Below are 26,298 nucleotides of genomic sequence, written 5' to 3' on the forward strand. Positions count from 1 at the left end.
CACCCCCCTACTTACAAGTTATGCGCCGCCTCTTTAAAAATGCGTCCCCGTTCTTCATAGGAGGCAAACATGTCCCAGCTTGCACATGCAGGCGATAATAAAACAACATCCCCCGGTTCAGCCAACCCTGCTGCTTCCTGAACGGCAGCCGTCAATGTACGGGCAGCGTCCTCCTCATTATCGACGACCTTAATTTGCTTTAATCCAGCAAGCTCAGCGACTTTAGCAATCTTAGCCCGGTTTTCACCAAGGACCACCAGCGCCTTGACACGCTCCTCGAATACCGGCAGCAGTTCCATCATATCCGAACCGCGATCCAGCCCGCCAGCAATCAGGACAACAGGTTCCTTGAAGGAATTCAGTGCCATCACTGTGGCTTTCGAATTGGTGGCTTTCGAATTGTTATAATACACGGAGCCGTTATGCTCAAGGACGTACTCCAGTCGATGTTCGACGCCCTTAAAATCGGCAAGCGGAGCCGCAAGCTGTGACGGGTCAGCACCAGCTGCGATTGCGATGGCTGCCGCAGCCAGCGCGTTTCCCACATTAAAGCGACCAGGTATGCCAACGTCATCCGCATCAATAATCATATGCTTACTGCCGCTGCCATCCGCGTAAATTAACTGACGTCTCACATCATCTTCTTCCCCATCTACATAGGGTGGATCAGCATACACGCCTGTTTCCAGTTTTTCCGTCAACGAGAACGGAATCAATCTGGCCTTGATATATGGAACAAGTTCGCGGCATACTGCATCATCCCAATTGAGAATGGCGATGTCATCCGGCTGCTGGTTGGCAAACAGCTTTGCTTTGGAAGCTACATAATCCTCCATGCCCCCGTGATAATCCAAATGGGTCTCTGCTACGTTAAGCAGCGCAGCAATGCGCGGACGAAACTCCACCGTGCCTTTGAGCTGGAAGCTGCTCAGCTCCACGACCATCCAGTTGTCGGATGCAGCTTGTTCAGCCGCTTCACAGAGAGGTGTCCCAATATTACCGGCAACGATAGGTTTCAATCCTGCTTGATTCAGCATATTTCCTACCCACGTTGTTGTTGTCGTTTTTCCGTTGGAACCGGTAATGCCGATTATAGGTGCCCCGCAGAGGTGATAGGCTACCTCTACCTCGGTCACCACTTCAATCCCCAGTTCAAGTGCCTGCTGCACAGGAGGCGCATGGTAAGGGATACCCGGGTTTTTGACGACCAGCTTCACATCGCTATGAATGAGATCATCCGGATGCCCCCCGCATACAACAGAAATTCCCAAAGCCTCCAATTCGGAAGCTTCGGGACACTGTTCCCTGTCTTTTTTATCGTTTACGATTACGTCAGCCCCGGCACGATGCAGTACCTTGGCAACTTGTACGCCGCTCTTGGCCAGCCCAAGCACAACCACTTGTTGTCCGCGATATGTTTCTGGATGGTTCATAATTTACAACCCCTTGTTGAGATAAAGTCCAAGAGCGGCCAAAATCGCACCTGCCGCCCAAAAGGTGATGACAACCCGCCATTCCGACCAGCCGCTGAGCTCAAAGTGGTGGTGAATCGGGCTCATTTTAAACACACGCTTGCCTCGGGTCTTGAAGGATATCACTTGAATTACGACAGAAAGCACTTCAATGACAAAAATACCACCGATAATGAGGAAAAGAAGTTCCGTCTTGGTTACGATGGCAATTGCACCAATTGCTCCTCCAATTCCAAGGGAACCCGTATCACCCATGAACACCTTCGCAGGATGCGCATTATAGACCAGGAAACCAAGGACAGCACCAATCATTGCAGCTGCACACACAGCCGCCGGCATCGATGTTGCCTGCATTGCCACAATAGCAAATGCACCAAAAGCAATTGCACTTACTCCGGAAAGAAGACCATCCAGACCATCCGTAAAATTAACTGCATTGGTGATGGCCAGCATCATAAACACCACAAACGGATAATAGAACCATCCGGTCCAGTCAAATGAAACCGAAGTTCCCGGAATGGAAATCGCCGTGCTGTGTCCGTTTTGAATAAGCAGATAACACATCAGGGCACTGAAAAACAGCTGTCCCAGCATTTTTTGTCTGGCTGTCAGCCCGAGCGAACGCTTGAATACGATTTTGATATAGTCATCCAGAAATCCGATAAGACCAAATCCCAATGTAGCAACAAGCAGCACATAGAAATCTGTATTTTTAACAGCCGAGAACTTCAGAAAAGCCAGCGTGAACGCAAGTAAAATAACAACTCCGCCCATCGTTGGTGTTCCGCTTTTTTTTAAATGGCTCTGAGGTCCATCTTCCCTGACCTGCTGTCCGAATTTCATCCGCCGGAGAAGCGGAATGAGCAGCGGTGCGGCAATCACCGCCAAAATAAATGAAACGCCGATTGTTAACAGTAATACCTGAAAATCCATGGGTTCACCCCTCTAGTCTACTCGATTGTGTAATGGTGCTGTCTGCAGTGCTTGAACCGCATCCTCCAGTTTCATGCCTCGTGAGGCTTTAAACAAGACAACGTCTTTAGGATGAAGATTCTCCAGCAGATGACGGATCAATTCGTTTTTACTCTCAAAAGCATGCACAGCTTCAGCTGGCATATGCTTCTTCGCTCCCTCAGCAATGTGCAGGGATAATGGTCCGTATACCAGCACTCTATCCAACTTGTCAGGGGTAATATACGTTCCGATATCATGATGAAGCTCTTCCTCTTGCGGGCCCAATTCCAGCATATCACCCAGTACGGCCACCTTCATCCGATACCCTTTTAATCCTTCTAACACATCTACTGCGGCTTTCATTGAAGTCGGGCTTGCGTTATATGCATCGTTTAAAAGTGTAAGACCGCTAACTGCCTGCGTGACTTCGATACGCATACCTGTCAGTTTCAACTGGGACAGACCTGCCGCCATATTTTCCGGAGTAACTCCGAAATGACGTGCGACAGCCATAGCAGCCAGACAATTGACCACGTTATGTGTGCCGAGCAGCGGTAGTGTATACGCCTGATCTCCAGACTGCTTGGTCGTAAACACCATCCCGTTCTGCGCATTCATAACTCCTGTTGGAAAATCATCATTATCCGTCTGCAGGCCAAACGTAAACCGCTGCATATCCTCAGGCTGCTCCGTTTCAGGTTCTTCGAGCACCTGAGCAATCAAAGGCTCGTCTCCGTTGTAGATGAGTAATCCGCCCGGTTTCATTCCAGCCGCAATTTCAGCTTTCGCCCTTGCAATTTCAAGCCTTGAGCCGAGCTGAAGCAGGTGTGATTCGCCAATATTGGTGATGATTGCTGCATCCGGCTGTGCAATAACAGAGAGATCATGAATTTCGCCGCGGCCGCTCATGCCCATCTCCAGAATGATAATTTCCGTATCCGAAGACATGCTCAGTACAGTTAATGGCAGACCGATATGATTATTGAAGTTGCCCTGCGTCTTATGCACGTTGAATGTCGTTGAGAGAAGGGCATCCACAATATCTTTTGTTGTTGTTTTACCGTTACTGCCTGTAATGCCAACGACAGATGCCTGTGTTTCAGCAAGATATGCCGATGCAAGCGCCTGTAAGGCTGCAAGGGTATCGTCCACCAGAATAACTGCCCCCTGTGGTGGAACACCATGATCCTTTTGCCACATCGCTCCTGCGGCACCCTGCTCCAGACAGGCCTGCACGAATTCATGTCCATCAAAACGTTCACCCACCAAGGGTATAAACAGACTGCCTGCCACCGGTTTACGTGAATCCGTAAATACACCTTCGGCTGTAATCTCGCTATAAACCGCAGCATCACTTAGTGTGCCGCCGCACATGTCGGCGATTTGCGCCAATGTTCGTTTTATCAATTGGATTTGCCCCTTATCGCTTCTTTGGCTATGATCCGATCATCGAAATCCGTTTTGGTCTTTCCGATAATTTGATAGGTCTCATGCCCCTTGCCCGCAATCAATACTACATCGGCTGGGCTTGCCATTTCAATAGCTTCATGAATTGCCTTGCGTCGATCTGCGATCATCGTGTAGCGGTCGGATGGAACAGACTCTTCCAGCAGCCCCTGCTCAATGTCCTTCAAAATCAGATCAGGATTTTCAGTCCGCGGGTTGTCAGAAGTCACCAATACAAAGTCACTGTATTTCGCTGCAATTTTGCCCATCAACGGACGTTTGGTCCGATCCCGGTCCCCGCCGCAGCCGAATACACAGATAACACGGCCCTCTGCAAACTCTTTAACTGTACGCAGCACATTTTCAAGACCATCCGGTGTATGGGCATAATCGACGATAACCGCAAAGGCTTGACCTTCGTTGACCGCTTCTACCCTGCCATCCACGCCCGGTACAGTTTCCAGACTGCGCTTGATTTCTTCCAGCGGAACACCTTCCACAAGCGCTGCCGAGATGGCAGCCATCGCATTGTACACGTTGAACTTGCCCACCATGCGCAGTTCAATGTTTGTGCTGCCCGCAAATGTATCCACATGGAAAGAGGTTCCCTGAGCCGTGATGGAGATACCGGATGCACGTACATCCGCCTGCTCTCCCATGCCGTATGTAATGACCTCGGCAGCCGTTACGGACATAAAATACGCTGCTGCCGGATCATCAGCGTTGATGACTGCATACTTGCGCTCAGAAGCATCTCCCGCATAGCCGTTACCGAGCCGAGCGAAGAACAATCCTTTTGCCCCGCGGTACTCCTCCATCGAATGATGGTAATCCAGATGATCCTGCGTCAGGTTGGTGAATACGGCTGTACGGAAATCCGTACCTTTGACGCGGCCCTGCTCCAGTGCATGCGATGAAACCTCCATCACACAGCAGTCCGTACCAGCCTGGACCATATCATGCAGACTGCGCTGCAGATCAAGCGCTTCTGGTGTTGTCCCCGACATCGGATAAGTACGTCCGTCATAGCGCATCTGAATGGTTCCAATCAGTCCGGTTTTCTGCCCATAGTCGCTCATAATTTTTTCGATCAGATAGGTCGTTGTTGTTTTGCCGTTGGTCCCCGTTACACCGATCATTTTCATTTTGCGGCTTGGCGAGTCAAAAAAGAAGTCAGACAGAACAGCCATTGCAAATCGGCTGTCTTTGACAATCAGCTGTGGTACAGGCAGATCGAGCTGACGCTCCACAACGAGAGCTGCGGCTCCAGCCTGCACTGCTTGATCTGCGTAATCATGTCCATCCACCGTATGTCCCGGAAGACAGATAAACAGATCACCCGGTTTGACCTGCCGGGAATCTGTCTGAAGGTTGTGACATTCTGTATGGGGGTCGCCCACGAGACGGGCGGTAATCAACTTGGATTCAAACTGTTTTAAAAGCACATGAATAACCTCACTTTTCCTAATATACTTCTGTATCTGCAGATTCCTGTAATATTAATATCGACCATATCACCAAATAATGAAACGCACTCCCCTTGATTTTGTTGCGGTGGAAGTACGAAACCCCATCCCAGTCTTTATTAAACCCTTACTTGAAACCTCTCTTAGACCTCACCTGACACCCTTCTTTAAGAGCCTTCATTCGTGCTTCGTATGATCATGCTCATCCTTCAATACATCGCCCATATAAATGCGTATGGTTGAGCCCTGATCTACTCTTGCTCCCGGTTTAGGTGCCTGGTTTATAACATATTTACCGCTGCCGGACTTCGCCAGCATAAAATTCATATTCAGATCCTCGTACAGATCTTCCACGGTAGCCCCCGTAAGATCAGGAACCGTCACAATTTTAGTTTCACCGTATTTGTACTCTTTGGTGAGCTGATCCTTGCGTACAGGCACATTCATATAATGCAGAGAGTCCTCAAGAATGTTTTGTACAATCGGAGCCGCAACCACGCCTCCAAACTGAATCCCTTTCGGATTATCAACCGCTGTATACACTACAATCTGTGGATCATCAGCCGGAGCAAATCCGATAAAAGATACAATATGCTCGGTTGAAGAATAACGTCCGTTAATCACCTTTTGGGCTGTACCTGTTTTCCCTCCAACCCGGTATCCATCAATAAACGCCGGGCGGCCTGTACCTTTGGCAACGACGCTTTCGAGCGCTTCTCGCACTTGTTTGGACGTATCCTCCGAGATCACCTGACGTACCATTTCAGGTTTCACTTCCTCCAGCACCTCGCCCGTTTCGGGGTGTACCCAAGCCTTTGTAACGTAAGGTTTATAGAGTTTTCCACCGTTGATCGCAGCCGATACCGCCGCAACCTGTTGAATCGGTGTTACGGATACCCCTTGACCGAAGGCCGTTGTGGCAAGTTCAACCGGACCTACATTTGCTAATTTGAAAAGAATGCCGCTCGCTTCTCCGCTGAGATCGATTCCCGTTTTTTTACCAAAACCGAAGTTTTTAATATAGGAGAACAACGATTCTTTGCCCAGCTTCTGTCCCAAAGCAACAAATCCAGGGTTGCAGGAGTTCTCCACTACCTGCAGGAAGGTCTGACTGCCATGTCCACCTTTCTTCCAACAGCGCAGACGTGCACCCCCAACTTCGACAAATCCGGGATCAAAAAATTGATCCTGCTTCAGATTTACCTTTTTCTCTTCCAGTGCAGCAGCCAGCGTAATAATTTTGAAGGTCGAACCCGGTTCATACGTCATCCATATGGGCAGATTCCGGTTATAAATTTCAGCCGGGTACTGCTGGTAGTCTGCCGGTTCGTATCCTGGTCTGCTGGACATGCCGAGAATTTCGCCCGTTTTGGGGTTCATCGCAATCGCCAGAGCGGAATTGGCTTGGAACTTAACCATAGCCTGATCCAGTTCCCGTTCCATAATCGACTGAATAGATTTATCAATCGTCAACTTGAGGTTAAGTCCGTCTTTCGGTTCCACATACTTCTCGGATGAGCCCGGCATGAGCCTTCCGGCCGCATCGGACAAGTAGGATACGCTGCCATTCAACCCATTCAGCTTGTCGTCATATCTTTTCTCAACACCTGTGAGTCCCTGATTGTCAATCCCGGTAAACCCGAGAATGTGAGCAGCAAGATCGTCATAAGGATAGAACCGCTTGTTATCCTCGGCAACAACGATACCCGGAAGCTTCAAATCACGGATGCGCTGAGCTTTCTCCATCGTAATTTTGCGGCCGCCGGGTTGTAGTCGTACGATCAATTCACGTTTCTTGATGGCTGCCAGCACTTTCTCTTCCGTCATGCCCAGCAGCGGTGCAAGCGACCTGGCCGTTGTCTCCGCTTCCTTGACCTGAGCCGGAATAGCCATAATGGTTGGGGTTGTCACATTGTAGGCCAGAGATGTTCCGTTGCGATCCAGAATCTCTCCCCTTTTGGCTGTGTATGGAATGTTGCGGCGCCAGGATTCCTCCGCTTTTGCCGATAATTCCGGCCCCTCTCCCAACTGTACATAAGCAAGCCTGATAAACAGGGCCGAAAATAACATGACCAGAATGAATAAACTCCACAGCAGCCTGCGCCGCAGATTTACACTTGATCCCTTCACGAAAAGATCCCCCCACTCGTCCCAAAATCATGAACTGTCTCTTCATGAATATTCAGGACAACCGGGGGTTAGAACAAGCTGTCTATGAAGCTTATGGCAGGGAAGCCCCTTCAGTCGATGGTTGATCAGATGTTTCGCTTTGATCGGTCTGCTTCTTGGACTGACTCTGATTCTCGGTACTTCCAGAAGGGTTATCCCCATCCGTTTTCCCTTCATCATCCGTTTTCGCATCCTGAGCCTGCTTTTTATCATCCGGATCAGAAGATTCCGGAGCTTCATCAGCGATACCCGTTACGGCAGCCTTTGCTGTCTGTAATGTCAGCTGCACCGTTCGCTGCTCGCCCGAAATCTGTTCTTTCTGCTTCACAACATATCCCTCACCCTTGACTGTTACGCCTACCTTCATAAGGGAGAGAACCTCTAAAGCATCGCGAAGGGATTCCCCTGTCAAATCAGGCACCTTCATTTTGCTGCTCTCTTCTGTAAGCAGATAGATTCGCTGGCCTGGATTCATCGAAGCCCCCGCCTGTGGATACTGTCGAATCACGTTCTCACCCTGGCCAAGCGTTACATAAGCTATACCCGAATTCAAGAGTTGGCTTCTGGCCTGTTTGGCCGTTTTACCGCTCAAATCTGGAGCTTTAGCCTGCACAACTGGCGTTTCATTTGACTTTTTATCTGCAGTTTTGGCAATATCTTTCGGAATGCCCATATACTGCAGCGTTTGGCTCACAACCTTTTTGAATACCGGTGCGGCTGCGGTGCCGCCTCCGATGTTCGTGCCATCAGGCTGGTCTATCACAATCAGCATGGCAATCTTCGGGTTGTTGACCGGAGCAAATCCAATAAACGAAACGACGTCTTTACTTTTGCTGTACTGGCCGTTGATTACTTTTCTCGCTGTTCCCGTTTTGCCCGCAACGCGGTATCCCTCGATATAGGCATTGCGTCCAGTACCTCTAGTTTGATCCGCAACTACCTGTTCCAGATAACCGCTAACCAATTTGGCAGAATCTTTCGAAATGACCTGCCGAATGACTTTGGGTTTGATCACTTCAGTGGAACCGTCATTCGGATTAATAATCTCTTTCACCAGATGAGGCTGCAGTAGTTTCCCGCCATTCGCGACGGCAGAGATGGCAGTCAATTGCTGAATCGGCGTCACCTGAACAAGACCATGACCATATGCTGCAGTAGCAATCTCTGATTTGTAGACCAGAGGTTTAATGGGTGACGCAGCTTCACTTGGCAGATCGATGCCTGTCTTTTTACCAAAACCAAACTCATCGATGTAGTGACGCAGCCGCTCTCCCCCGAGCATGCTGTACCCGAGATTAACAAAGGCAATATTACTGGAGCGTTTCACACCTTCGAGATACGAGATTTGTCCATAGGAATGTCCATTATCACTGATTGTATACCCGCCAATACGCGTTGGTTTGGATACAAACATCGCATTAGGATCGAATAGTTTTTCCTCCACAGCTCCCGCAAGCGTCACAATTTTGAACGTGGAACCCGGTTCATAGATCGATTGCGTTGCATGGTTGATAAAGTTTTTCTGATCCGGTGTGCTCGCATACGTATTGGGATTAAAGGTTGGCCAGTTTGCCATCCCGAGAATCTCCATCGTATTTGGATCGGCTGCAATCACGGTCATACTCAGCGGGTTATATTTCGCAACCGTTTCTTTCATCGCACTCTCAATATACAGCTGGATGGTATCATCAATGGTCAGCTTCAGGTTTTTACCGTTCTTCGGCGGCAGGTAATTATCCTGTGAATCCGGAAGCTTGATGCCTTTAGCATCCTTCTGGTAGTTCAGGAAACCGTCCGTACCTGTGAGTACGTCATTATAGGATACTTCCAGCCCATTGACCGCTTTACCGTCACGGCTCATATAACCGAGCACATGCGAGGCCAGCGTCTGCTCAGGATAAAAACGCTTCGATTCCTGCGTCATAACAATCGCATTTCGTGCCTTATATTCATCTTGTAGTTCTTCACGCAACTCATTCACTTTCGCTGCAAGTTCAGGACTGATCTTGTACCCTTCACTCCGAACTTCACGCTGCTGAAAAAATTCACCGTCTTTATTCTTAGCTGTGACCAGCACACGCATCTCACTCTCATTTTTGCTCAGCAGCACAGACAGCTTCTTCGTCACCACGTCCTCAATACCCAACTTATTGATTAGGAGCGGGTTCACCGAGACGGTATAAGCCGGAGAATCCACAGCAAGCACATTTCCGTTACGATCGGTAATCGTTCCACGAGCAGCCTTGATGGTTTGTTCCCTTTGGATCAGACCAGCCGCATGTTCCTGCCATTTGTCACCATTAACTACCTGTATGAAAAATATGCGGATTACGAGTACAAGAAAAAAGAGGGTAATACATCCCCCTATTAACAACGTGCGCATCTTTATTCTTTTTACCATCGAAACACCTCTTTATTTGCTGCTTGCCGCATTCGAGGATGATTCAGTACCTGTTGATTTAGTCGTTGATGAGCGTGGTACAAAAATTACATCCTTATCGGAAGATTCAACGTAACCCAGACTTTTTGCGTTCTCGATAACCTGATTATTCAGCGTTTCTTTCTCTACCTGCAAATCGGCAATCATTTTCTGCGCCTCTTTAACATCTGCTATTGTCGACTGAGCCTGTTTATTCAGTTCATAAATATGAGCGTAACGAGACATCAGGGCACCGCCAACAACAATGACAGCGATAAGTGTGATCAGGTATAAAAATTTCTCGCGAGCCGGCAGACCGGTACGTCGCGTCACGACTTTGGTTGTTTCCTTGTAGCGCTGCTGCTGCGCTGCACGTTCCTGGGCTTTAGGTTTGACCGCTAGATTGCCACGTGTGTATGCCATTCGAAGGCTCCTCCTCCACTTTTGTTCTACAATTTCTCAGCTACGCGCAGCTTTGCTGAACGCGCCCGAGAGTTCTCGGTCAGTTCCGCTTCTGTTGGAATCAGCGGTTTGCGGTTCACAAGACGCAAGGTCCCTTTACCACCGCATACACACAACGGAAAGTCAGGTGGACATGTACATTTTTCAAGATAGCTGCTGAAGATGTGTTTACATATCCGATCCTCAAGGGAGTGGAAGGTAATCACAGATACGCGCCCCCCTGGCGCAAGACAACGAACAGCTTGATGCAGCCCTTCTTCAAAAGCACCCAGTTCATCATTAACGGCAATACGCAGTGCCTGAAAGCTTCGCTTGGCAGGGTGTCCACCAGTACGGCGGGCCGCTGCCGGAATGCCTTCCTTGATCAATTCCACAAGCTCACCTGTCGTTCCGATCTCGGATTGACCACGTTTCTCCACAATGACACGAGCAATTCGTCTGGAAAACTTCTCTTCGCCGTAACGATAGAGAATTCGGGCAATCTCTTCTTCCGGCCATTCATTTACAATCTCTTTGGCTGTCAGAAGCGCATCCTGATCCATGCGCATATCCAGCGGCGCATCATGATTGTAACTGAACCCGCGTTCCCCTTCATCGAACTGAGGAGAAGAAACACCCAGATCATACAATATACCGTCGACCTGAGGTATGCCATCCTTCATAGGAACTTCAAGGTCTTTGAGGACCTGTTCCAAATCCCTGAAATTGGTTTTCACCAATGTAACCTGGTTTTCATAAGCAGCGAGCTTCTCGCGTGCATTATCCAAAGCCCAATCATCCTGATCGAGTGCGATCAGACGTCCCCCCGGACCCAGCTTGGATGCGATGACGGAGCTGTGTCCCGCGCCTCCTAAAGTGCAGTCCACGTATATACCGTCCTGCCTGATGTTAAGTCCCTCGGTTGCCTCTTCTTTGAGTACGGTTATGTGGTGAAACAACCTGCACCCCTCCTTACGTTATAAGTCAAAATTAAAATCGACCAGCTTTTCGGCAATGTCGTTGAATGCTTCCTCGGATTGATTGAAATAACTCTCCCATATGTCTTTGCTCCAAATCTCCACCCGGTTCGACACGCCAAGAACAACACAATCCTTGTCCATTTTGGCATACTCTCTCAAGCTGCCCGGCAGATTTACCCTGCCCTGTTTATCCAATTCACATTCAGTCGCACCCGAGAAGAAAAAACGGGTAAACGCACGTGCATCGGATTTCATAAGCGGCAGTGCTTTGAGCTTCTGTTCCATGATCCCCCACTCCTCCATGGGATACACGAAGAGACACTGGTCCAAACCTCGCGTGACAACGAAAGAGGGCCCCAGAGATTCGCGGAATTTAGCCGGAATAATGACTCGGCCTTTATCATCAATGCTATGTTGAAACTCGCCCATAAACATTGGTCCACTCACTCCTCACCCATTTCCCCCACTTTGCCCCACTTTCCACCACCTAAGCATAATAGATTCGGTTAAAAAAATCAAAACCCTTCTTGACATTACTGTTTTTTTATTTGATTCCACCCAAAAAAACGTCTCCGATCCTGTCATTCAGGATTAGAGACGCTTCCCGGTTACGGGCAATCGTATGTGCACCCGTACATGAGCCATATCATCAATACACCATTTTATATCTTTTGAAACGGTTTATCTGCTTGTAAATGTTGGATATCGCTTTAGAATTTCCAGCTGTCCAGGTACTTCTCCTGTTCAGCAGACAATGAATCAATCGTGATATCCAGGCTTTCCAGCTTGTAACTTGCCACCTGCTGGTCAATCTCTAATGGAACGTTAACTACGTTTTTCCCAAGGGTTTCATAGTTTTCACTAACATAACGCAGACCAAGGGCTTGAAGTGCAAATGTAGTGTCCATAATTTCGGCCGGGTGCCCATCCGCAGCTCCCAGATTTACCAAACGACCCTCTGCGAGAAGATACATTTTACGACCATCTTTGAAACGATATTCCTCAATATTACGACGAACCGTACGAATAGACTCAGAGCGTTTCGCGAGTTCCGGTTTGTTAACCTCAACATCAAAGTGACCTGCGTTACTCAAAACAGCTCCGTCCTTCATAACATCGTAATGCTCTCCAGTAATAACATCCTTGTTACCTGTCACCGCGATAAAGAAGTCCCCAATCTTTGCGGCTTCGACCATCGTCATCACGCGGAAACCATCCATATGAGCTTCCACCGCTTTGATCGGATCGATTTCAGTTACAATAACGTTGGCGCCCAAACCTTTCGCACGCATAGCCACGCCTTTACCGCACCAGCCATACCCGGCTACGACAACATTTTTACCTGCTACTACCAGATTTGTTGTCCGAATGATACCGTCGAAGGCAGACTGCCCTGTGCCGTAACGATTATCAAACAGGTATTTGCAATATGCGTCATTGACCGCAACCATCGGAAATTTCAGCTGTCCTTCTTTCGCCAAAGCTTTCAACCGAATGATGCCTGTTGTCGTTTCTTCTGCGCCTCCGCGAATGGTGGACGCAAGGTCAGGACGCTCGGAAGCAATAATGGTTGCAAAATCCCCACCGTCATCGATGATGAGATCCGGTTTCACTTCCAGAGCACGAAGCTGAAGAGCTTTAAATTCAGCTGGTTCGGGATTATATTTCGCATAAACGGTAACGCCGTCTTCTACCAAAGCAGCACATACATCGTCTTGAGTGGACAGCGGATTGCTGTGCGTAATGGTCACTTCAGCTCCGCCAGCCTGAATCACTTTTGCCAGATAGGCTGTTTTTGCTTCCAGATGGAGGCAAATTGCCACTTTCAGACCTTTAAAAGGCAGATCCTGTTCAAATTGACGTCGAATTCGGTTCAACACCGGCATATGCGCCTCGACCCAATCAATTTTCAAATGTCCTTCTGAAGCAAGACCCATATCTTGAACGATACTGTTCTGCAGTGCAGATGTGGTCACACTATCTCCTCCTCATATGTGTTCCTTCTATTATAAAGACCATATTATCAAGATACATATAAAGATCAATAGTATCAAGATGCTTACACTGTAATGACTTTGTGTTGTCCCTGGAATGCAGCTGATGACTTAATCAATTCCTCAATCCAGTCGGTTCCATAACGATTCAGGTAAAAGAGTGCATTATGTACTCGTTCCTGCGGTTTGCCCATGGGGAACAGAGCGTTCTGGATACCGTTCCAATGCGTTAAGCTCACTTGATGTTTATCTTCGATAGCTTTGCGAGTCTGCCGCTCCAGATATTGAATTTGTTCATTTATTTTTTCCAGGTTGGTTTCACCGATCCGGCTCAGCCCGGGATGCACTGCAGCAACCTGGTCCAGCAGCGGACGGTACAAGTCCGTAAACTGCTCACGAATTTGTTTGAACTCCTCATCGACCTGGAACGTTTCCTGCTGTGCCAGCCACTGTTCCTTCCTTTCTTCCAGTTGATGCTGCACATCCTGGAAAGAAAGTCCGTACTGCTTCATATGTTTGTGATGCACTTCCTCCAGTATCGTGAAGGATAGGCGCGGCAGTAATATCGGCATTTGCAGCCCAAATGTTCGGAATGCTTCACGTGTGAGGCCCCAATATGCAATTTCTCCATGACCTAAAATAACAGCCGCAACTGGCAGCAGCGAATCCTGCATCAATGGGCGTGTGAGCACATTATTGCTAAAACGTTCAGGGTGATCCTGCAGCTCTTGTAACAGCCGCTCTTCCGTAAACGATACAAGCCCTTTGCGATCCTGGTACAAATTATCTTTCAGCGTTAACAGCAAGCGGGTCCCTTCATGAAGATAAAAGAGATTAGCTCCATCTTCGGCTACTTCAGCCGGCATAGCATAACCTGCCCGTTCCACAAGTGACGCTCCATGCAGATAAGCTGTTCGCAGCGAATCATTTTCCCGAATCAAACGCTCGAACACAGGTTTCTCTAATTTGCGCAATTCCGGATCAGCAGCATCCATAAGAACCAGCCCTGTGTTTGCAAATAAAGCAGAGATCATTCGCGCAAACGCATCACTCAGATTAGAGCTGTAATGATGAATTTCCTTGATCTGTCTCATCAAACCCGGCTTGTGAATTGTGTCGGGCAGCAATTGTTCTATTTGCTCCAAAGCCGTCTCCCACTGTTCCCATTTCACCTGTACATGACTTACAGATTCTCTTCCAGTGAAGTGCCCCTGCAGTTTGACTTTCTGGATATTCCCCTTCGAATCAGGCAGATACGTATGATTAACCTCATCCCAGTCATGGTCTTCACCGGCAATCCAAAAGACAGGAATAACCGCACGTTTCAACTGTTGTTCAGCTTCACGTGCAGCGGCAACGACACTTGCCGCCTTGTAAATCACGAACAACGGCCCGGTAAACAAGCCGCTCTGTTGTCCACCAGTAACCACCAGTGCATCCTCTTCAACCAGGCGGGTTATCGAAGCATGAACCTTGTCATGATCGTTAACTCGCTTATTATATATACGCAGATATTCCGTTAGTTCTTGACGGTCAACACGTGTATGCTCCGATTGCTTCAGCCATGCAGCACGCGCGTGGAGGCCATTTTCCCAGCGAATATCATATTCATAAAGGCTTCGCGCAGCATCTTTCGTACAGATGTAATCCTCTGCAAGCTGTGATCCGCTGCGGAGCGCCTCAGTAATCCCATTCATGAGGTCTGCCTCCTATTCTGCTTCAAAGAGCCTTTCTTGATTGTACCGAATTCAATAGCTCTTCGTCAAAGCAAAGTCATAAAATATATGAAAAAACCGCCGATCAAAATCGGCGGTTATGATGTATATAATAGCATATTCGTTTTCGTTACTATTATACGTAAGGTTCCGCAACCCAGTGGCCTTTGGAAATCTCAATCAATTGAGCGTTTTCCAGATTGTAAGGATCGTTCACAGGACCGCCCGCTGCATTTTGAATTGGACCAGATTGTTCTTCTGGCAGCAAAATACGGCGTTTATTTGCTTCCACTTCCGGGTCTGGGACAGGAATAGCAGAAAGCAATGTTTTGGTATACGGATGAACCGGATTGGAGTACAATTCTTCACTTTCAGCCAGTTCTACCACTTTACCCATATACATAACCGCTACACGGTCACTGATATGTTTAACCATGGACAAGTCATGCGCGATAAAGAGATATGTCAAGCCAAGGCGCTGCTGCAGCTCTTCCAGCAGTTTAACAACTTGAGCTTGAATGGAAACGTCAAGTGCAGAAAGCGGCTCATCACAGATGATGAACTTCGGATCAACCGCGAGTGCACGCGCAATTCCGATCCGCTGTCTTTGTCCGCCAGAGAATTCATGCGGATAACGCAGCGCATGACTTGGGTTCAAGCCTACTAGGTCCAGCAGCTCTTCTACCCGTCTTTTACGCTCTTTGGTGCTTGCTGCCAGCCCGTGGATATCCAGAGACTCCCCGATAATATCCATTACGTTAAAACGCGGATTGAGTGAGGCATATGGATCTTGGAAAATCATCTGCATGTCTTTACGCATTTCTTTCATCTTGCGCGGAGACAGCTTGTAGATATCTGTACCATTGAAGTTAACACTTCCACCCGTTGGCTCATAAAGGCGCAAAATGGTGCGACCGGTTGTCGATTTACCACAGCCCGACTCACCTACGACGCCAAGGGTTTCTCCTTCAAAGATGTCAAAGCTTACGTCATTTACAGCTTTGAGGATATTACCTTTGCCAAGGTTAAAGTACTGCTTCAAGTTTTTCACTTGAACCAAAGGTTTATTGCTGCCCTTAACAATACCTGCCGGAGCTGGCTTTTCCTTTTTCGGCTCGTCCAGACGCGGGAGAGCGTTCAGCAATTTGATTGTATACGGATGCTGCGGGTTGCTGAAGATTTCAGCCGTCGTTCCTGTTTCAACAACTTCGCCTTCCTTCATTACAACTACGCGGTCGCACATTCCTGCTACGACACCAAGGTCATGCGTAATCAGCATGATCGATGTGCCAAGCTTTTTCTGCATGTCTTTCATAACATCCAGAATTTGAGCCTGAATGGTAACGTCGAGTGCCGTTGTCGGCTCATCCGCAATCAGCAAAGACGGACGACAAGCAAGTGCAATCGCAATCATCGCACGCTGACGCATACCACCGGAAAACTGGTGCGGGTAATGATTCATACGAATGGCTGCATTTTTAATGCCTACCAGTTCCAACATCTCAAGTGCAGCTTTGTTCGCTGCCTGCTTGGACATATTTTGGTGTTTACGCAGCACTTCTGTAATCTGTTTACCAATTTTAATCGTAGGGTTCAGGGAAGTCATCGGATCTTGGAAGATCATCCCGATATCTTTACCACGAATAGATTCCATTTGTTTATCTGTTTTGTTCAGCAGGTCCTGCCCGTGAAACGTAATATCTCCGCTCTTAACCTTCGAAGGCGGGGAGGGAATCAATTTCATGATGGTTTGGGCGGTAACACTCTTACCACTACCCGATTCACCTACGATCCCCAGCGTTTCTCCTTTGCCAATTTCAAAACTCACATTTTTAACGGCATCAAATTCACCAGAGCGCGTCGAAAACGATACGCTTAAGTCTTTGACTGTTAAAATCGGCTCCATAATCCCACCTCCTGTTTCTATTTACGTAATTTCGGATCAAGTGCGTCGCGCAGTCCATCACCGAGCAAATTAAATGCAAGCATTGTAATAACCATCAAACCAGCAGGGAACCACATCCGCCAAGGATACAGTGTCCAGCCTGTGAGTGCGTCGTTGATCATTGATCCAAGAGAAGATCTCGGTGCAGACACACCCAAGCCAAGGAAGCTCAGGAATGCTTCAGCAAAGATCGCATTTGGAATGGACAACGTCAGCGTAACGATGATCGGGCCGACTGCATTTGGCAGCAGGTGACGGAACAGCTGACGTCCAGTACTTGCACCCATCGAACGAGCGGCAAGAATAAAGTCTCTATTTTTGAGCTGCATAATCTCACCACGTACAATCCAGGACATGCTGATCCAGCCTGTAATGGTGAGTGCAATAATAATCGTTGTAAGACTTGGTTCCAGAACAACCAGAAGCAGGATAACAACGAGCATGTAAGGCAGGGAGTACAAAATCTCGGAGAACTTGTTCATGATTCCGTCAACTCGTCCACCATAGTAACCCATGATCGCACCATAGATAACCCCGATTACAAGGTCAATCAATGCAGCAGCCAGACCTACCGTCAAGGATACACGAGCGCCGACCCATGTTCTTACCCATACATCACGACCCAAGTCGTCCGTACCAAACCAGTGTTCCGCACTTGGCGCAGCGTTCGCATTAAGCAGATCATTGGAATAATAATTATATTTTGTAAATAAAGAAGTTGGACCAATCAAAGCAAAGAGTACAACAAGCACCAGAACACCGAGACTAATCATCGCAGCTTTGTTGGTTGCCAGTCTGTACATCGCGTCTCTAAAAAGGGATATACTTTCTTTCGGCTTTACCGCTGCCTGACTGTTCAGGTCAGTGTTCGCCGTTCCATTATTGTTATTATTCGTGCCAGACAACGTTATGCCCCCTTCCGGCTTTCCAGCTTAATTCTAGGATCAATCAATACGTAAGCGATATCTGTAAGGAAACGTGCCAACATCAAGAGAATACCGTAGAAAATCGTAATCCCCATAATCATTGTGTAGTCACGGTTCGTGATACTTTCGACAAACACTTTACCAATACCACCGATGTTAAAGATCTGTTCAATAACGACTGAACCCGTAATGACATTGGCGGTCATTGGACCCACATACGTGACAACCGGCAAAATACCGTTCCGTACAACGTGCTTAAACATGATGGCAGGCCATTTCAAACCTTTAGCTTTCGCCGTTTTGATATAGTCTGCATGTAAAACTTCCAGCATGCTTGAACGCGTTAGACGTGCGATAAAGGCAATCGGTGATGCGGATAGAGCCGCAACAGGAAGCACATAGTCAAGTGGTCCATCAAAGCCCATAACGTTAAACCACCCGAGTTTGAACGCAAACACATACTGTAATAAGGAAGCCAGCAAGAAACTTGGTACGGCGATCCCGATGACAGCAAGCACCATCGTGACATCATCGATCAGTTTTCGATGGTATACCGCAGCAAGCAGTCCCAGCAGTACCCCCACAATAATGGAGATAATGATTGCAAAAATACCAATCTTCAGGGAAGCCGTAAATGTTTTCACAATCATGTCTGTGACACCTTGGTTGAGATAGTTCATCGAAACTCCGAAGTCACCTTGTACAATATCGCCAATGTATTTGAAATATTGCACATACATCGGTTTGTCCAGACCGTATTTTTCTTCGAGTAGAGCCCGGATTTCAGGTGATACTCTCTTCTCCGATGTAAAAGGGTCACCAGGAATGGCCTTCATCAAGAAGAAAGTCATCGATGCGAGTATGAAAAGCGATAGCAGCATAAATAGCAGTTTTTTCAAAACGTACTTTAACAACCCTTGCACACCTCCACAAACAATATTTTGTATACAAATCGATTGTAGAATTAGACAGCAATAAAGTCCAATCCATTTATCGGAAATTTCAAGAATTATAAGGAAAATCAGTGCACATACAAAAAAATCGGGATATATATGGAATTCCACATATATATCCCGAAGTAATCATATTAGACTTCAGAACAACTTACTTCTCTTCCAGATATGCGCGAGTGAAGTCAATTGCTCCACTGAAATCAAGTTGTACGCCTTTCAGGTAAGGCTTAGTCAAAGATACGTTCGTGTAGTAGTAAATTGGCAGTACGCCCATTTCATCTTGAACCAGAACTTTTTCAGCGTCAGCAAAAGCAGCCATACGTTTAGCAACATCAGTTGTTTTTACAGTATCTTCGAGATCTTTATCGTACTGTGCATTGCTGAATTTGGAGTCATTGTTTGTGTTGCCAGTTTTCCACATTTCCAAGAAGTTGAACGGATCGTTGTAGTCAGCAGACCAACCCGCACGAGCGATTTGGAAGTTTTGTTTTTGACGGTTATCCAAGAAAACTTTCCACTCTTGGTTTTCTGTTTTCACATCTACACCAAGGTTCTTTTTCCACATATCAGCAATAGCGAGTGCAATTTTCGCGTGACCGTCACTAGTGTTATAGATCAACGTAATTGCAGGAAGAGTAGTGTAACCTTCTTCTTTCATACCTTCAGCAAGCAATGCTTTAGCTTCGTCTACGTTTTCAGTGAAGTAATCATCTTTATGTTCTGTACGGAATTCTTCTTTTTCACCACGGATACCTGGAGGTACAAAACCGAATGCCGGAATTTGTCCGCCTTGTGTTACTTTATCAACGATCAGTTGACGTTGAATAGACATTGCAAATGCTTTACGGATTTTAGCGTTATTGAATGGTGCTTCATTTACGTTAAACTGGTAGTAGTACGTACTTGCAATACCAGTAGCTTTGAACTCATTTGGAAGTTCAGCTTTCAAAGAAGGGATTTGGTCAGACGGGATTTCACCGTTAGGTGCACCAGTGTAGTCCAATTGTCCTGATTTGTAAGCCTGCAGCTCGGAAGCACTGCTGTTTGTCAGAGACATATTAATTTCACTCAATTTGATATCAGAAGCTGCATGGTAGCCTTCATTTTTCTTCACGACAATTTTTTGACCTTTAGCGTATTGATCCATTACGAATGGTCCGTTAACGATCATGTTTTTGTAGTCAGCGAAGAATTTGTCATTTGTATCAGCAGACTTGTGTACTGGATAGTACGTATAGAATGCTGTAAGACCCAAGAAGTAAGGAGTTGGATTTTCCAACGTTACTTCAAGTGTGTGCTCGTCCGTTGCTTTCACACCCACTTGGGAGAAATCAGTAATTTTAGTACCTTTGAACTTCTTATCTTTGCTCATGTTGAAGCCTTCAGCGCCTTTGATGTAGTACAATTGGTATGCATAAGGAGAAGCTGTTTCCGGTTTCAATGCACGTTCCCAAGAACGAACGAAATCTTCAGCTGTTACAGGATCACCGTTGCTCCATTTCGCTTCTGGATTCAGGTTGAATACATATTTCAAACCATCTTCAGAAATATCCCATTTTGTAGCAACACCTGGAGCTTCTTTACCGTTTTCATCGATGCGTACCAGACCTTCATACAAAAATTTCAAAACCGTGTTCGTTTGGCTGTCTTTTGCTTGAGCCGGGTCAAACGTAGGAGGTTCAGCTGACAAGTTAATTTTCAGAACTTGATCTTTGGCAAGACCTTTTTCTCCGCTTGCAGAATTGTTATCTGTTGTGGTACCTGTGCCTTCATTTTTCGATCCGCACGCTGCAAGTACGGTACCGAACGCCAAGATCAGCGTCAAAAGGACTAATAGACTTTTCCTTTTCATCTAACTTTTCCCCCTAAATTGATGTGGTTTATGTTTATAGATTATACAACCACCGGTCAAAAAAATCTACATTACTTTTTCAGAAAGTAATGTTTTTTTCAGTTTTCGACAAAATCGACACAACATTTAGGCTTTTTGCGTTATGTAACCTCACATTTGATTCATAATGTATCTAAATAATCCAAATAAAGTAAACAAAATATATCCAAAGCTCATAATAACGAATGACATGCGCCATACGGCCCGGAACATTCTACCCCCATTAACCTTTCCTTTTAGTCGATTTTGCGCACCTCCTATAAATCCTAGCGCTATTAGTATGAGTATTAATGTCAGATAAAAACCAAAATTCGAATCAAATGTTAAGTTGAATAACGCTGACACTGAGAAGATCAGAAAAAATGTGGTAACGTCCATCGCGGTTCGCAGTGCAGCTGATTTCTCTTTCTTCCCTACCACCATGCCCCAATAGACAAGACAAAATGGAAAAAAGGGCAGAATACTCAATACGATGAAAAATTCCATTAACTCACTCCTTCTGATTACATTCCTTGAATGAGATGAAGAAGCATTTCATGTGCAGGTACATTCAGATTGAACTGCTTCGCCATTCTTATGATCGATCCATTAATTGATTCAACCTCTGTCTTGCGTTTATGCAGCACATCTGCAAGCATGGATGAGGTATTGGATGACGTATCATGACAGATTCCCTTGATCTGTTCCCACAAGTCCCCTTCCAGCTGCACGCCCATGGCGCTGTATACCGTTAACGTCTCGTCATACAGCTGACGCATGATGCTGACTCGTTCCATCTTGTGAAGCAATTCACCATTAGGTATTCTCCACACTGCTGTAAGAGGGTTAATGACCGCATTAATCAGCAGTTTTCTGTATACCAGCTTATCGATTTCATTCGACACTGTACAGTCAAATCCTGCCTGCAGCAGTGCCTCAGCTAAAGTAAATATGGATTGTTCGTTTCCAGCTGCTGCTGCCGAAGCTCCGCTCAGACCCAAACGCGTTTCACCCGAACCCGCACGATACACTTGAGCACGGATACGTTTTGCTCCCTCTGTTGTTATTGCGCTGCACAGAAGAGAATCCGGCAGCGCGGCTCGCAGCTTCTCCAGATGCCCCAAGCCATTTTGAAAACAAGCTATTTTTAACGACTGCATACCTTTTAAACTTTGGGTCTGTTCAATAAAACCGTCAATATGAGTTTGCTTCAAAGCAAGCAGTATCCAGTCCCCGGGCTTGCTGTTCCAAGCAGCCGCCAGTTCCGATGCAGGCTGCGCCTGAATGCTTTCCGAACTAATGTGTATATCTCTCCCCTTATCTGTAATTACAAACCCTTCCTGCTTAAGCTGCTTCGCCTGTTCGGATGTTCTAGTCCAGAATCGAACACGTTCACCAGCGGCTTGCAGTTTACCTCCAAACAGCAGCCCTAACGAGCCTGCTCCAACAACGTCTATCATCATCTGATGCCCCTACTTCCCATTTTGATTACTCCCTCTTATCCTTCCGGTGATCTTCTTCTTCTATAATAGAACAAAATACACACAACTAAAAACCCGTCATACCTGCCGTACGATGACGGAGGTGTGGCGGGCGCATACTACGATTGTTACAATCAGACTCAAATGTTCTATTCAATCCGTTCCAAATTTCCGTTAGCATCCATTTTGAACCTGGTCTTCTGTTCTTCTTCCTCTTCCGATAGAAAGGCAAGCCTGCGTGCCCGATCCATGATCTGGATCAATGCTTTGTAATCATCGTTAACCACACGATAATCCGTCTGCACCTCATTCACTTCTTTGGAGAGGCGGTCGTTTTCACAGCGCAGTTCCAGCAGTTCATCTTCTTTTTCCCGGAGTTCTTTCTCCAGCATTTTTAGCTGTCTGCTGCTCTCCTGTACAGTCCCTTTCCACTGACGCAGAAAACGGATCACCGCATCCATGGATAACGATTCATCGGATACGCCATCTGCCTTGTAAACCCCTTCTTCGGTATCCATTGCAGCCAGTGCGGCAACCTGTGGGCCAAGCATCGCCGGTTGTTTTCTGAGATAACTCCGTTTTTGTCTTTGAGCTTTGGCGTTGCTGATCGCCGACTCATACTTTTTACGAACACAGCTGTTCCAGCGGAAACCGCATGCGGCAGAAGTTCTGCCTATTTTTTCACCCACTTCTTCAAACGCTGCCAGCTGCGTGCTTCCTTCCCTGATATGACGCAATGTAACCTCTGCTAAAATCAAATCGTCCTCTGTGCTCCAAGCATCCTGTCTCACTGCAGTCATGCTATAATACCCTCCTAACACCATCCTGAAATAACCGTCCCCATAACCGGTAACCCGTTATGTGAATTAGGTATAAAAATTTGCTTTACTCATTCTTATGCCTCTCATAGAGTTCATAGAATTGATTTTCATACTAAAATGTATTTCCACATTCAGGTTCCCTCATACGTAATTGTTATAATTCTGCCTACAATTAATCAGGAAGTCATAAAAAAAGAATTCGCTTTCATACCCAAATTTGTTTACACGTTTTTCCTTTCTCGGTATAATGTTGTGTAGACAATCTATGAACGTACATAGGAGAGGAGGATTTACCGTGGCACGCATGTTTCGGGTACTCGGGTTCTTCACGCTTGCGATTGGCCTGATGGCTTTTGCGGGAGATTTGGTCGAAATGGCCTTACTTTTCTTCCTGCAGACTGCGTTTTTTGTCCTACTGGGATACTTGAAGTTTACGGAACGCACATATGTATTGCTCTTCTGGGGTTATATGATTGTGACGTTCACAGGGTTCAGCTACTGGACTGTATTCGAAATGGGACTGCCGCTCTAATCCGCCAGCAGCATCAAAGCAATCCGGCTATAGTCGGGTTGCTTTTTTGTTATTTTCGATTACTTATAAAGATATGGTGTTATGTAACCACTAAGGATATTTTGCGCATCGATTTCATATATTGTCTGAAAGAGTACAAATCTGTATCATCTTTAAAGAATAGAGAAAGGAGCATGCTTGTGAAGTCTCGATATGGCTCAACCGCCATCATATTAATTATCATATTGTTCGTACAGTCTGCATCATCCTATGTCTATGGAGAATCTTCACCGGAGGAGACGCAGGCTATCTTACAAAAAACGTTATCCATCGTTGAGATCGATCATGAAATTGAACGTATCACAGAGAAACAGCAGGAACTGGCCGAACAGCATACGAGTTTATCCGCCCAGCTGCAGCAGCAGGAAAAGGAAATACATATCCAGCAAGACCGGGCCGGAGCTGTTGTAAGATCCTATTACACAGGAGAACGCGACAGCCTGCTCATGACGGTTCTTGGAGCTCGATCATTCAAAGATTTATTTGTGCTGTATGACTATTATCAGATCATCATAGGTAGAGATCAGGCCGTTCTGGACAAGTACCAGACTCGCTACGACCAGCTGCAGCAAACCTCCAGTCAAATTCGCCAAACCTCCATGGAGCTTACGGAGATGAAAAATAACCTGCAAAATCAGCGAGCAAGGGTAGCCTCACTGCAGAAAGAAGTGGATAAACAAATAACCGCCAGCGGTGACGCAGCGGCTATTCAGAAATTAATGAATGAATTAACTTTATATTGGGAAAACATCGGCATATATGAAGTGAAACGTTATTTCAAAGCGCTGGCAGCAGCAATGCAGCAGCTGCCAGATTTTATCCAAAAGCAAAACGGAGCTATATCTACTACAGGAAGCACCTATACTATTCGTATTGGCCAGGATGAATTAAATGCATTTCTACGTTCACAAAATAAAATCTTTGAAGATTTTGCTTTTACTTTTGATCAAGATAAAATCACTGCATCAGGCCAGCGTGATCAGCTGCAGCTGAGCATTGAAGGACATTACACAGTAGAGAATGAACCTCAGAACTCCATTCGCTTCCATGTGGATAAGCTGGTGTTTAACCAGCTCGAACTACCGGATACAACGCGCCGCATGCTGGAGAAGGATTTTGATCTTGGCTTTTATCCGCAGAAAATTTTGTCCTTTGTTAAAGCTACGGATGTTTCGACGGACGAAGGTTTTCTCGAAGTCAAATTGGCTATTTCATTCTAAGGAGTATACGCTTTTTGAATGCTGCTCACATATTGGGCAGCATTTATTTCTCCTGTGAGAACGTGATGTACCTGTTTTTTGAAACGTAAGATTATCACCCTGCTCTCAGCCCACTGCAATGGACTGAAATTTTTAGAGAACCAGGATTGATTTTGAACCGTACCATAATGCCCATCCACATTTTTCGCTTCCTGTTCATTCCACTGCTTCCCTGCTGGCAGGCGTTTGGTTTGTTTATGCCAGTTTCTCTGGACAGCAGCAGCAGTCATTCCCTCGATCCACCGACTTGCCGCATCCACTTCCACAGATCCCGAGGTAATGACCAGACTTCTGGCTTCTACCGCCTGCAGTGATTGGAGAGGAAGAGGTGATTTAAACGTCCCCTGTCCTTCGGCCGTTTCATCTGCTTGAAGTATACGAGACAATGTGGATACGAACATTGGGGTTTTCACCTTGTAATCTGAAGCTGACAACACAGGATCAGCAGACAATGTCATGATCTGAGGTCGAAGCTCGTTCAGTAGACTAATCCCCTCTTGAAGTTCAATTATCCGTGATGAAGATGATATATTTAATATCTGATCAGGGCCCATGCCTGGCGTTAAATAGTTCATCCATGCACCTGCTCCGTAAATATCATCTATATTTATCGCAATCAGAGGTGTGCCTTCTGTTTGAGACGTCTTGATCAGCTTGGACCATTGATGTCTGGTTTGAGGCAGCCCCTGCACCCCCGCTTTATTGAGTAATGAAGCCGATGCTGCGAATACATAAGGATCAAAATCAAAGGGCAGTCCCCATTGATATCCATTCCATTCTGTCATGCCTCGCAGTTCGGCAGCCGTATCCCCAAGCGACTTGGAAAGTGTAGTTCCATTAAGAGGAACCAAATAGCCCTTTCTCGCATAATACTGAACCTGTTCACTATCTAGTAAAATAATATCTCCGTTGTCCCCCAAGGAAAACTCCTCGTCTAATACATCTTTAAACTCTTCCGGCTTCACATTCCGAACATTCACCTCAATATAGCGGGAGGCTGCCACTTCTTTTGCAAGTTTTTGAAATGCGGCAAACTCCTTTTTGGACATAGCCACCACGATATTGAGAGGCGCATGTGTATCTTCGCTGCGGAATGAAGTACCTGGATATGTATCTTTCTCTTGATTTCGTCCCTCATTATGCTGCGAACCTCTAAAATCAAAACTGGGAGAAAGGATCGTTAGCGAAAGCAGCAGCACTGCAAATAAAACAACCTGATGTCTACGCTTCATTCACTCTCCTCCTTCAACTAACTTTCTTCATATTTTCCCGCAGCAATTATTGTAACAAATATATAGTGCTCTTGTCCTACCCTGCCAAAAAACACTTTTCTTGTATTTTGCATATTTAGAGCATATCCAGTTCTGTTTAACAACCAATTATTATTTTTTCAGCAAAAAAAAGCCGACTTTTTGG

At 46.4% G+C, this 26,298-nt stretch carries 21 protein-coding genes; 2 read left to right on the forward strand and 19 right to left on the reverse strand.

Going from position 1 to position 26,298, the window contains the following annotated elements:
• Positions 1-11 precede the first annotated feature (11 nt).
• The 18 genes from murD to MKY97_RS20200 form a co-directional block, all read right to left on the reverse strand.
• Complete coding sequence (gene murD / locus MKY97_RS20115) at positions 12-1,433, reverse strand: UDP-N-acetylmuramoyl-L-alanine--D-glutamate ligase (RefSeq protein ID WP_342552056.1); 1,422 nt, start codon at positions 1,431-1,433, stop codon at positions 12-14.
• Positions 1,434-1,436: 3 nt separating this feature from the next.
• Positions 1,437-2,405, reverse strand: a complete 969-nt coding sequence (mraY, locus tag MKY97_RS20120; protein ID WP_342552057.1) for a phospho-N-acetylmuramoyl-pentapeptide-transferase — start codon at positions 2,403-2,405, stop codon at positions 1,437-1,439.
• A gap of 12 nt (positions 2,406-2,417) precedes the next feature.
• A complete protein-coding gene (gene murF / locus MKY97_RS20125; protein WP_342556399.1) occupies positions 2,418-3,830 on the reverse strand; it encodes a UDP-N-acetylmuramoyl-tripeptide--D-alanyl-D-alanine ligase in 1,413 nt (470 codons plus the stop codon).
• Positions 3,830-5,317, reverse strand: coding sequence for a UDP-N-acetylmuramoyl-L-alanyl-D-glutamate--2,6-diaminopimelate ligase (locus tag MKY97_RS20130; protein WP_342552058.1), 1,488 nt, complete (start codon positions 5,315-5,317; stop codon positions 3,830-3,832). Before MKY97_RS20130 ends, murF begins: the two co-directional genes overlap by 1 nt.
• Positions 5,318-5,515: 198 nt before the next feature.
• Positions 5,516-7,468: a stage V sporulation protein D gene (locus MKY97_RS20135; RefSeq protein WP_342552059.1), complete on the reverse strand. Its 1,953-nt coding sequence runs from the start codon at positions 7,466-7,468 to the stop codon at positions 5,516-5,518.
• 91 nt (positions 7,469-7,559) lie between these two features.
• Positions 7,560-9,908: a penicillin-binding transpeptidase domain-containing protein gene (locus tag MKY97_RS20140; protein ID WP_342552060.1), complete on the reverse strand. Its 2,349-nt coding sequence runs from the start codon at positions 9,906-9,908 to the stop codon at positions 7,560-7,562.
• Between the two features lie 12 nt (positions 9,909-9,920).
• A complete protein-coding gene (locus MKY97_RS20145; RefSeq protein ID WP_342552061.1) occupies positions 9,921-10,349 on the reverse strand; it encodes a hypothetical protein in 429 nt (142 codons plus the stop codon).
• A gap of 26 nt (positions 10,350-10,375) precedes the next feature.
• A complete protein-coding gene (rsmH, locus tag MKY97_RS20150; RefSeq protein WP_342552062.1) occupies positions 10,376-11,326 on the reverse strand; it encodes a 16S rRNA (cytosine(1402)-N(4))-methyltransferase RsmH in 951 nt (316 codons plus the stop codon).
• A gap of 18 nt (positions 11,327-11,344) precedes the next feature.
• A complete protein-coding gene (gene mraZ / locus MKY97_RS20155) occupies positions 11,345-11,782 on the reverse strand; it encodes a division/cell wall cluster transcriptional repressor MraZ (RefSeq protein WP_342556400.1) in 438 nt (145 codons plus the stop codon).
• Between the two features lie 275 nt (positions 11,783-12,057).
• Positions 12,058-13,323 (reverse strand): adenosylhomocysteinase, encoded by a 1,266-nt coding sequence (locus MKY97_RS20160; RefSeq protein ID WP_342552063.1) that lies wholly within the window; start codon positions 13,321-13,323, stop codon positions 12,058-12,060.
• Positions 13,324-13,406: 83 nt separating this feature from the next.
• The gene (gene bshC, locus MKY97_RS20165; protein WP_342552064.1) at positions 13,407-15,038 is read right to left on the reverse strand and encodes a bacillithiol biosynthesis cysteine-adding enzyme BshC; all 1,632 of its coding nucleotides are present in this window, start codon (positions 15,036-15,038) and stop codon (positions 13,407-13,409) included.
• 154 nt (positions 15,039-15,192) lie between these two features.
• Positions 15,193-16,962, reverse strand: coding sequence for an ABC transporter ATP-binding protein (locus MKY97_RS20170; RefSeq protein WP_342552065.1), 1,770 nt, complete (start codon positions 16,960-16,962; stop codon positions 15,193-15,195).
• Between the two features lie 17 nt (positions 16,963-16,979).
• Positions 16,980-17,906 carry an ABC transporter permease gene (locus MKY97_RS20175; protein WP_342552066.1) on the reverse strand — a complete coding sequence of 309 codons (927 nt, stop codon included), beginning with the start codon at positions 17,904-17,906 and terminating at the stop codon, positions 16,980-16,982.
• Positions 17,907-17,908: 2 nt separating this feature from the next.
• Positions 17,909-18,841 carry an ABC transporter permease gene (locus MKY97_RS20180; RefSeq protein ID WP_342552067.1) on the reverse strand — a complete coding sequence of 311 codons (933 nt, stop codon included), beginning with the start codon at positions 18,839-18,841 and terminating at the stop codon, positions 17,909-17,911.
• Positions 18,842-19,031: 190 nt separating this feature from the next.
• Positions 19,032-20,732: a peptide ABC transporter substrate-binding protein gene (locus MKY97_RS20185; RefSeq protein WP_342552068.1), complete on the reverse strand. Its 1,701-nt coding sequence runs from the start codon at positions 20,730-20,732 to the stop codon at positions 19,032-19,034.
• A gap of 150 nt (positions 20,733-20,882) precedes the next feature.
• Positions 20,883-21,257, reverse strand: coding sequence for a DUF3397 domain-containing protein (locus MKY97_RS20190; protein WP_342552069.1), 375 nt, complete (start codon positions 21,255-21,257; stop codon positions 20,883-20,885).
• A 17-nt stretch (positions 21,258-21,274) separates the two neighbouring features.
• Positions 21,275-22,213 carry a 2-dehydropantoate 2-reductase gene (locus tag MKY97_RS20195; RefSeq protein ID WP_342552070.1) on the reverse strand — a complete coding sequence of 313 codons (939 nt, stop codon included), beginning with the start codon at positions 22,211-22,213 and terminating at the stop codon, positions 21,275-21,277.
• A 167-nt stretch (positions 22,214-22,380) separates the two neighbouring features.
• On the reverse strand, positions 22,381-23,031 hold the full coding sequence (locus MKY97_RS20200) for an RsfA family transcriptional regulator (protein WP_342552071.1): 651 nt from the start codon (positions 23,029-23,031) through the stop codon (positions 22,381-22,383).
• Between the two features lie 316 nt (positions 23,032-23,347).
• Here MKY97_RS20200 and MKY97_RS20205 point away from each other — a divergent pair, with 316 nt between their 5' ends.
• The gene (locus tag MKY97_RS20205) at positions 23,348-23,584 is read left to right on the forward strand and encodes a DUF2626 domain-containing protein (protein ID WP_342552072.1); all 237 of its coding nucleotides are present in this window, start codon (positions 23,348-23,350) and stop codon (positions 23,582-23,584) included.
• A 179-nt stretch (positions 23,585-23,763) separates the two neighbouring features.
• On the forward strand, positions 23,764-24,843 hold the full coding sequence (locus tag MKY97_RS20210) for a hypothetical protein (protein ID WP_342552073.1): 1,080 nt from the start codon (positions 23,764-23,766) through the stop codon (positions 24,841-24,843).
• On the opposite strand, the gene MKY97_RS20215 is transcribed toward MKY97_RS20210, so the two are convergent.
• On the reverse strand, positions 24,840-26,114 hold the full coding sequence (locus tag MKY97_RS20215) for an ABC transporter substrate-binding protein (RefSeq protein WP_342552074.1): 1,275 nt from the start codon (positions 26,112-26,114) through the stop codon (positions 24,840-24,842). The genes MKY97_RS20210 and MKY97_RS20215 overlap by 4 nt on opposite strands.
• Positions 26,115-26,298: the final 184 nt, after the last annotated feature.

The organism is Paenibacillus sp. FSL R7-0652, from assembly GCF_038595045.1.
Lineage (GTDB): Bacteria > Bacillota > Bacilli > Paenibacillales > Paenibacillaceae > Paenibacillus.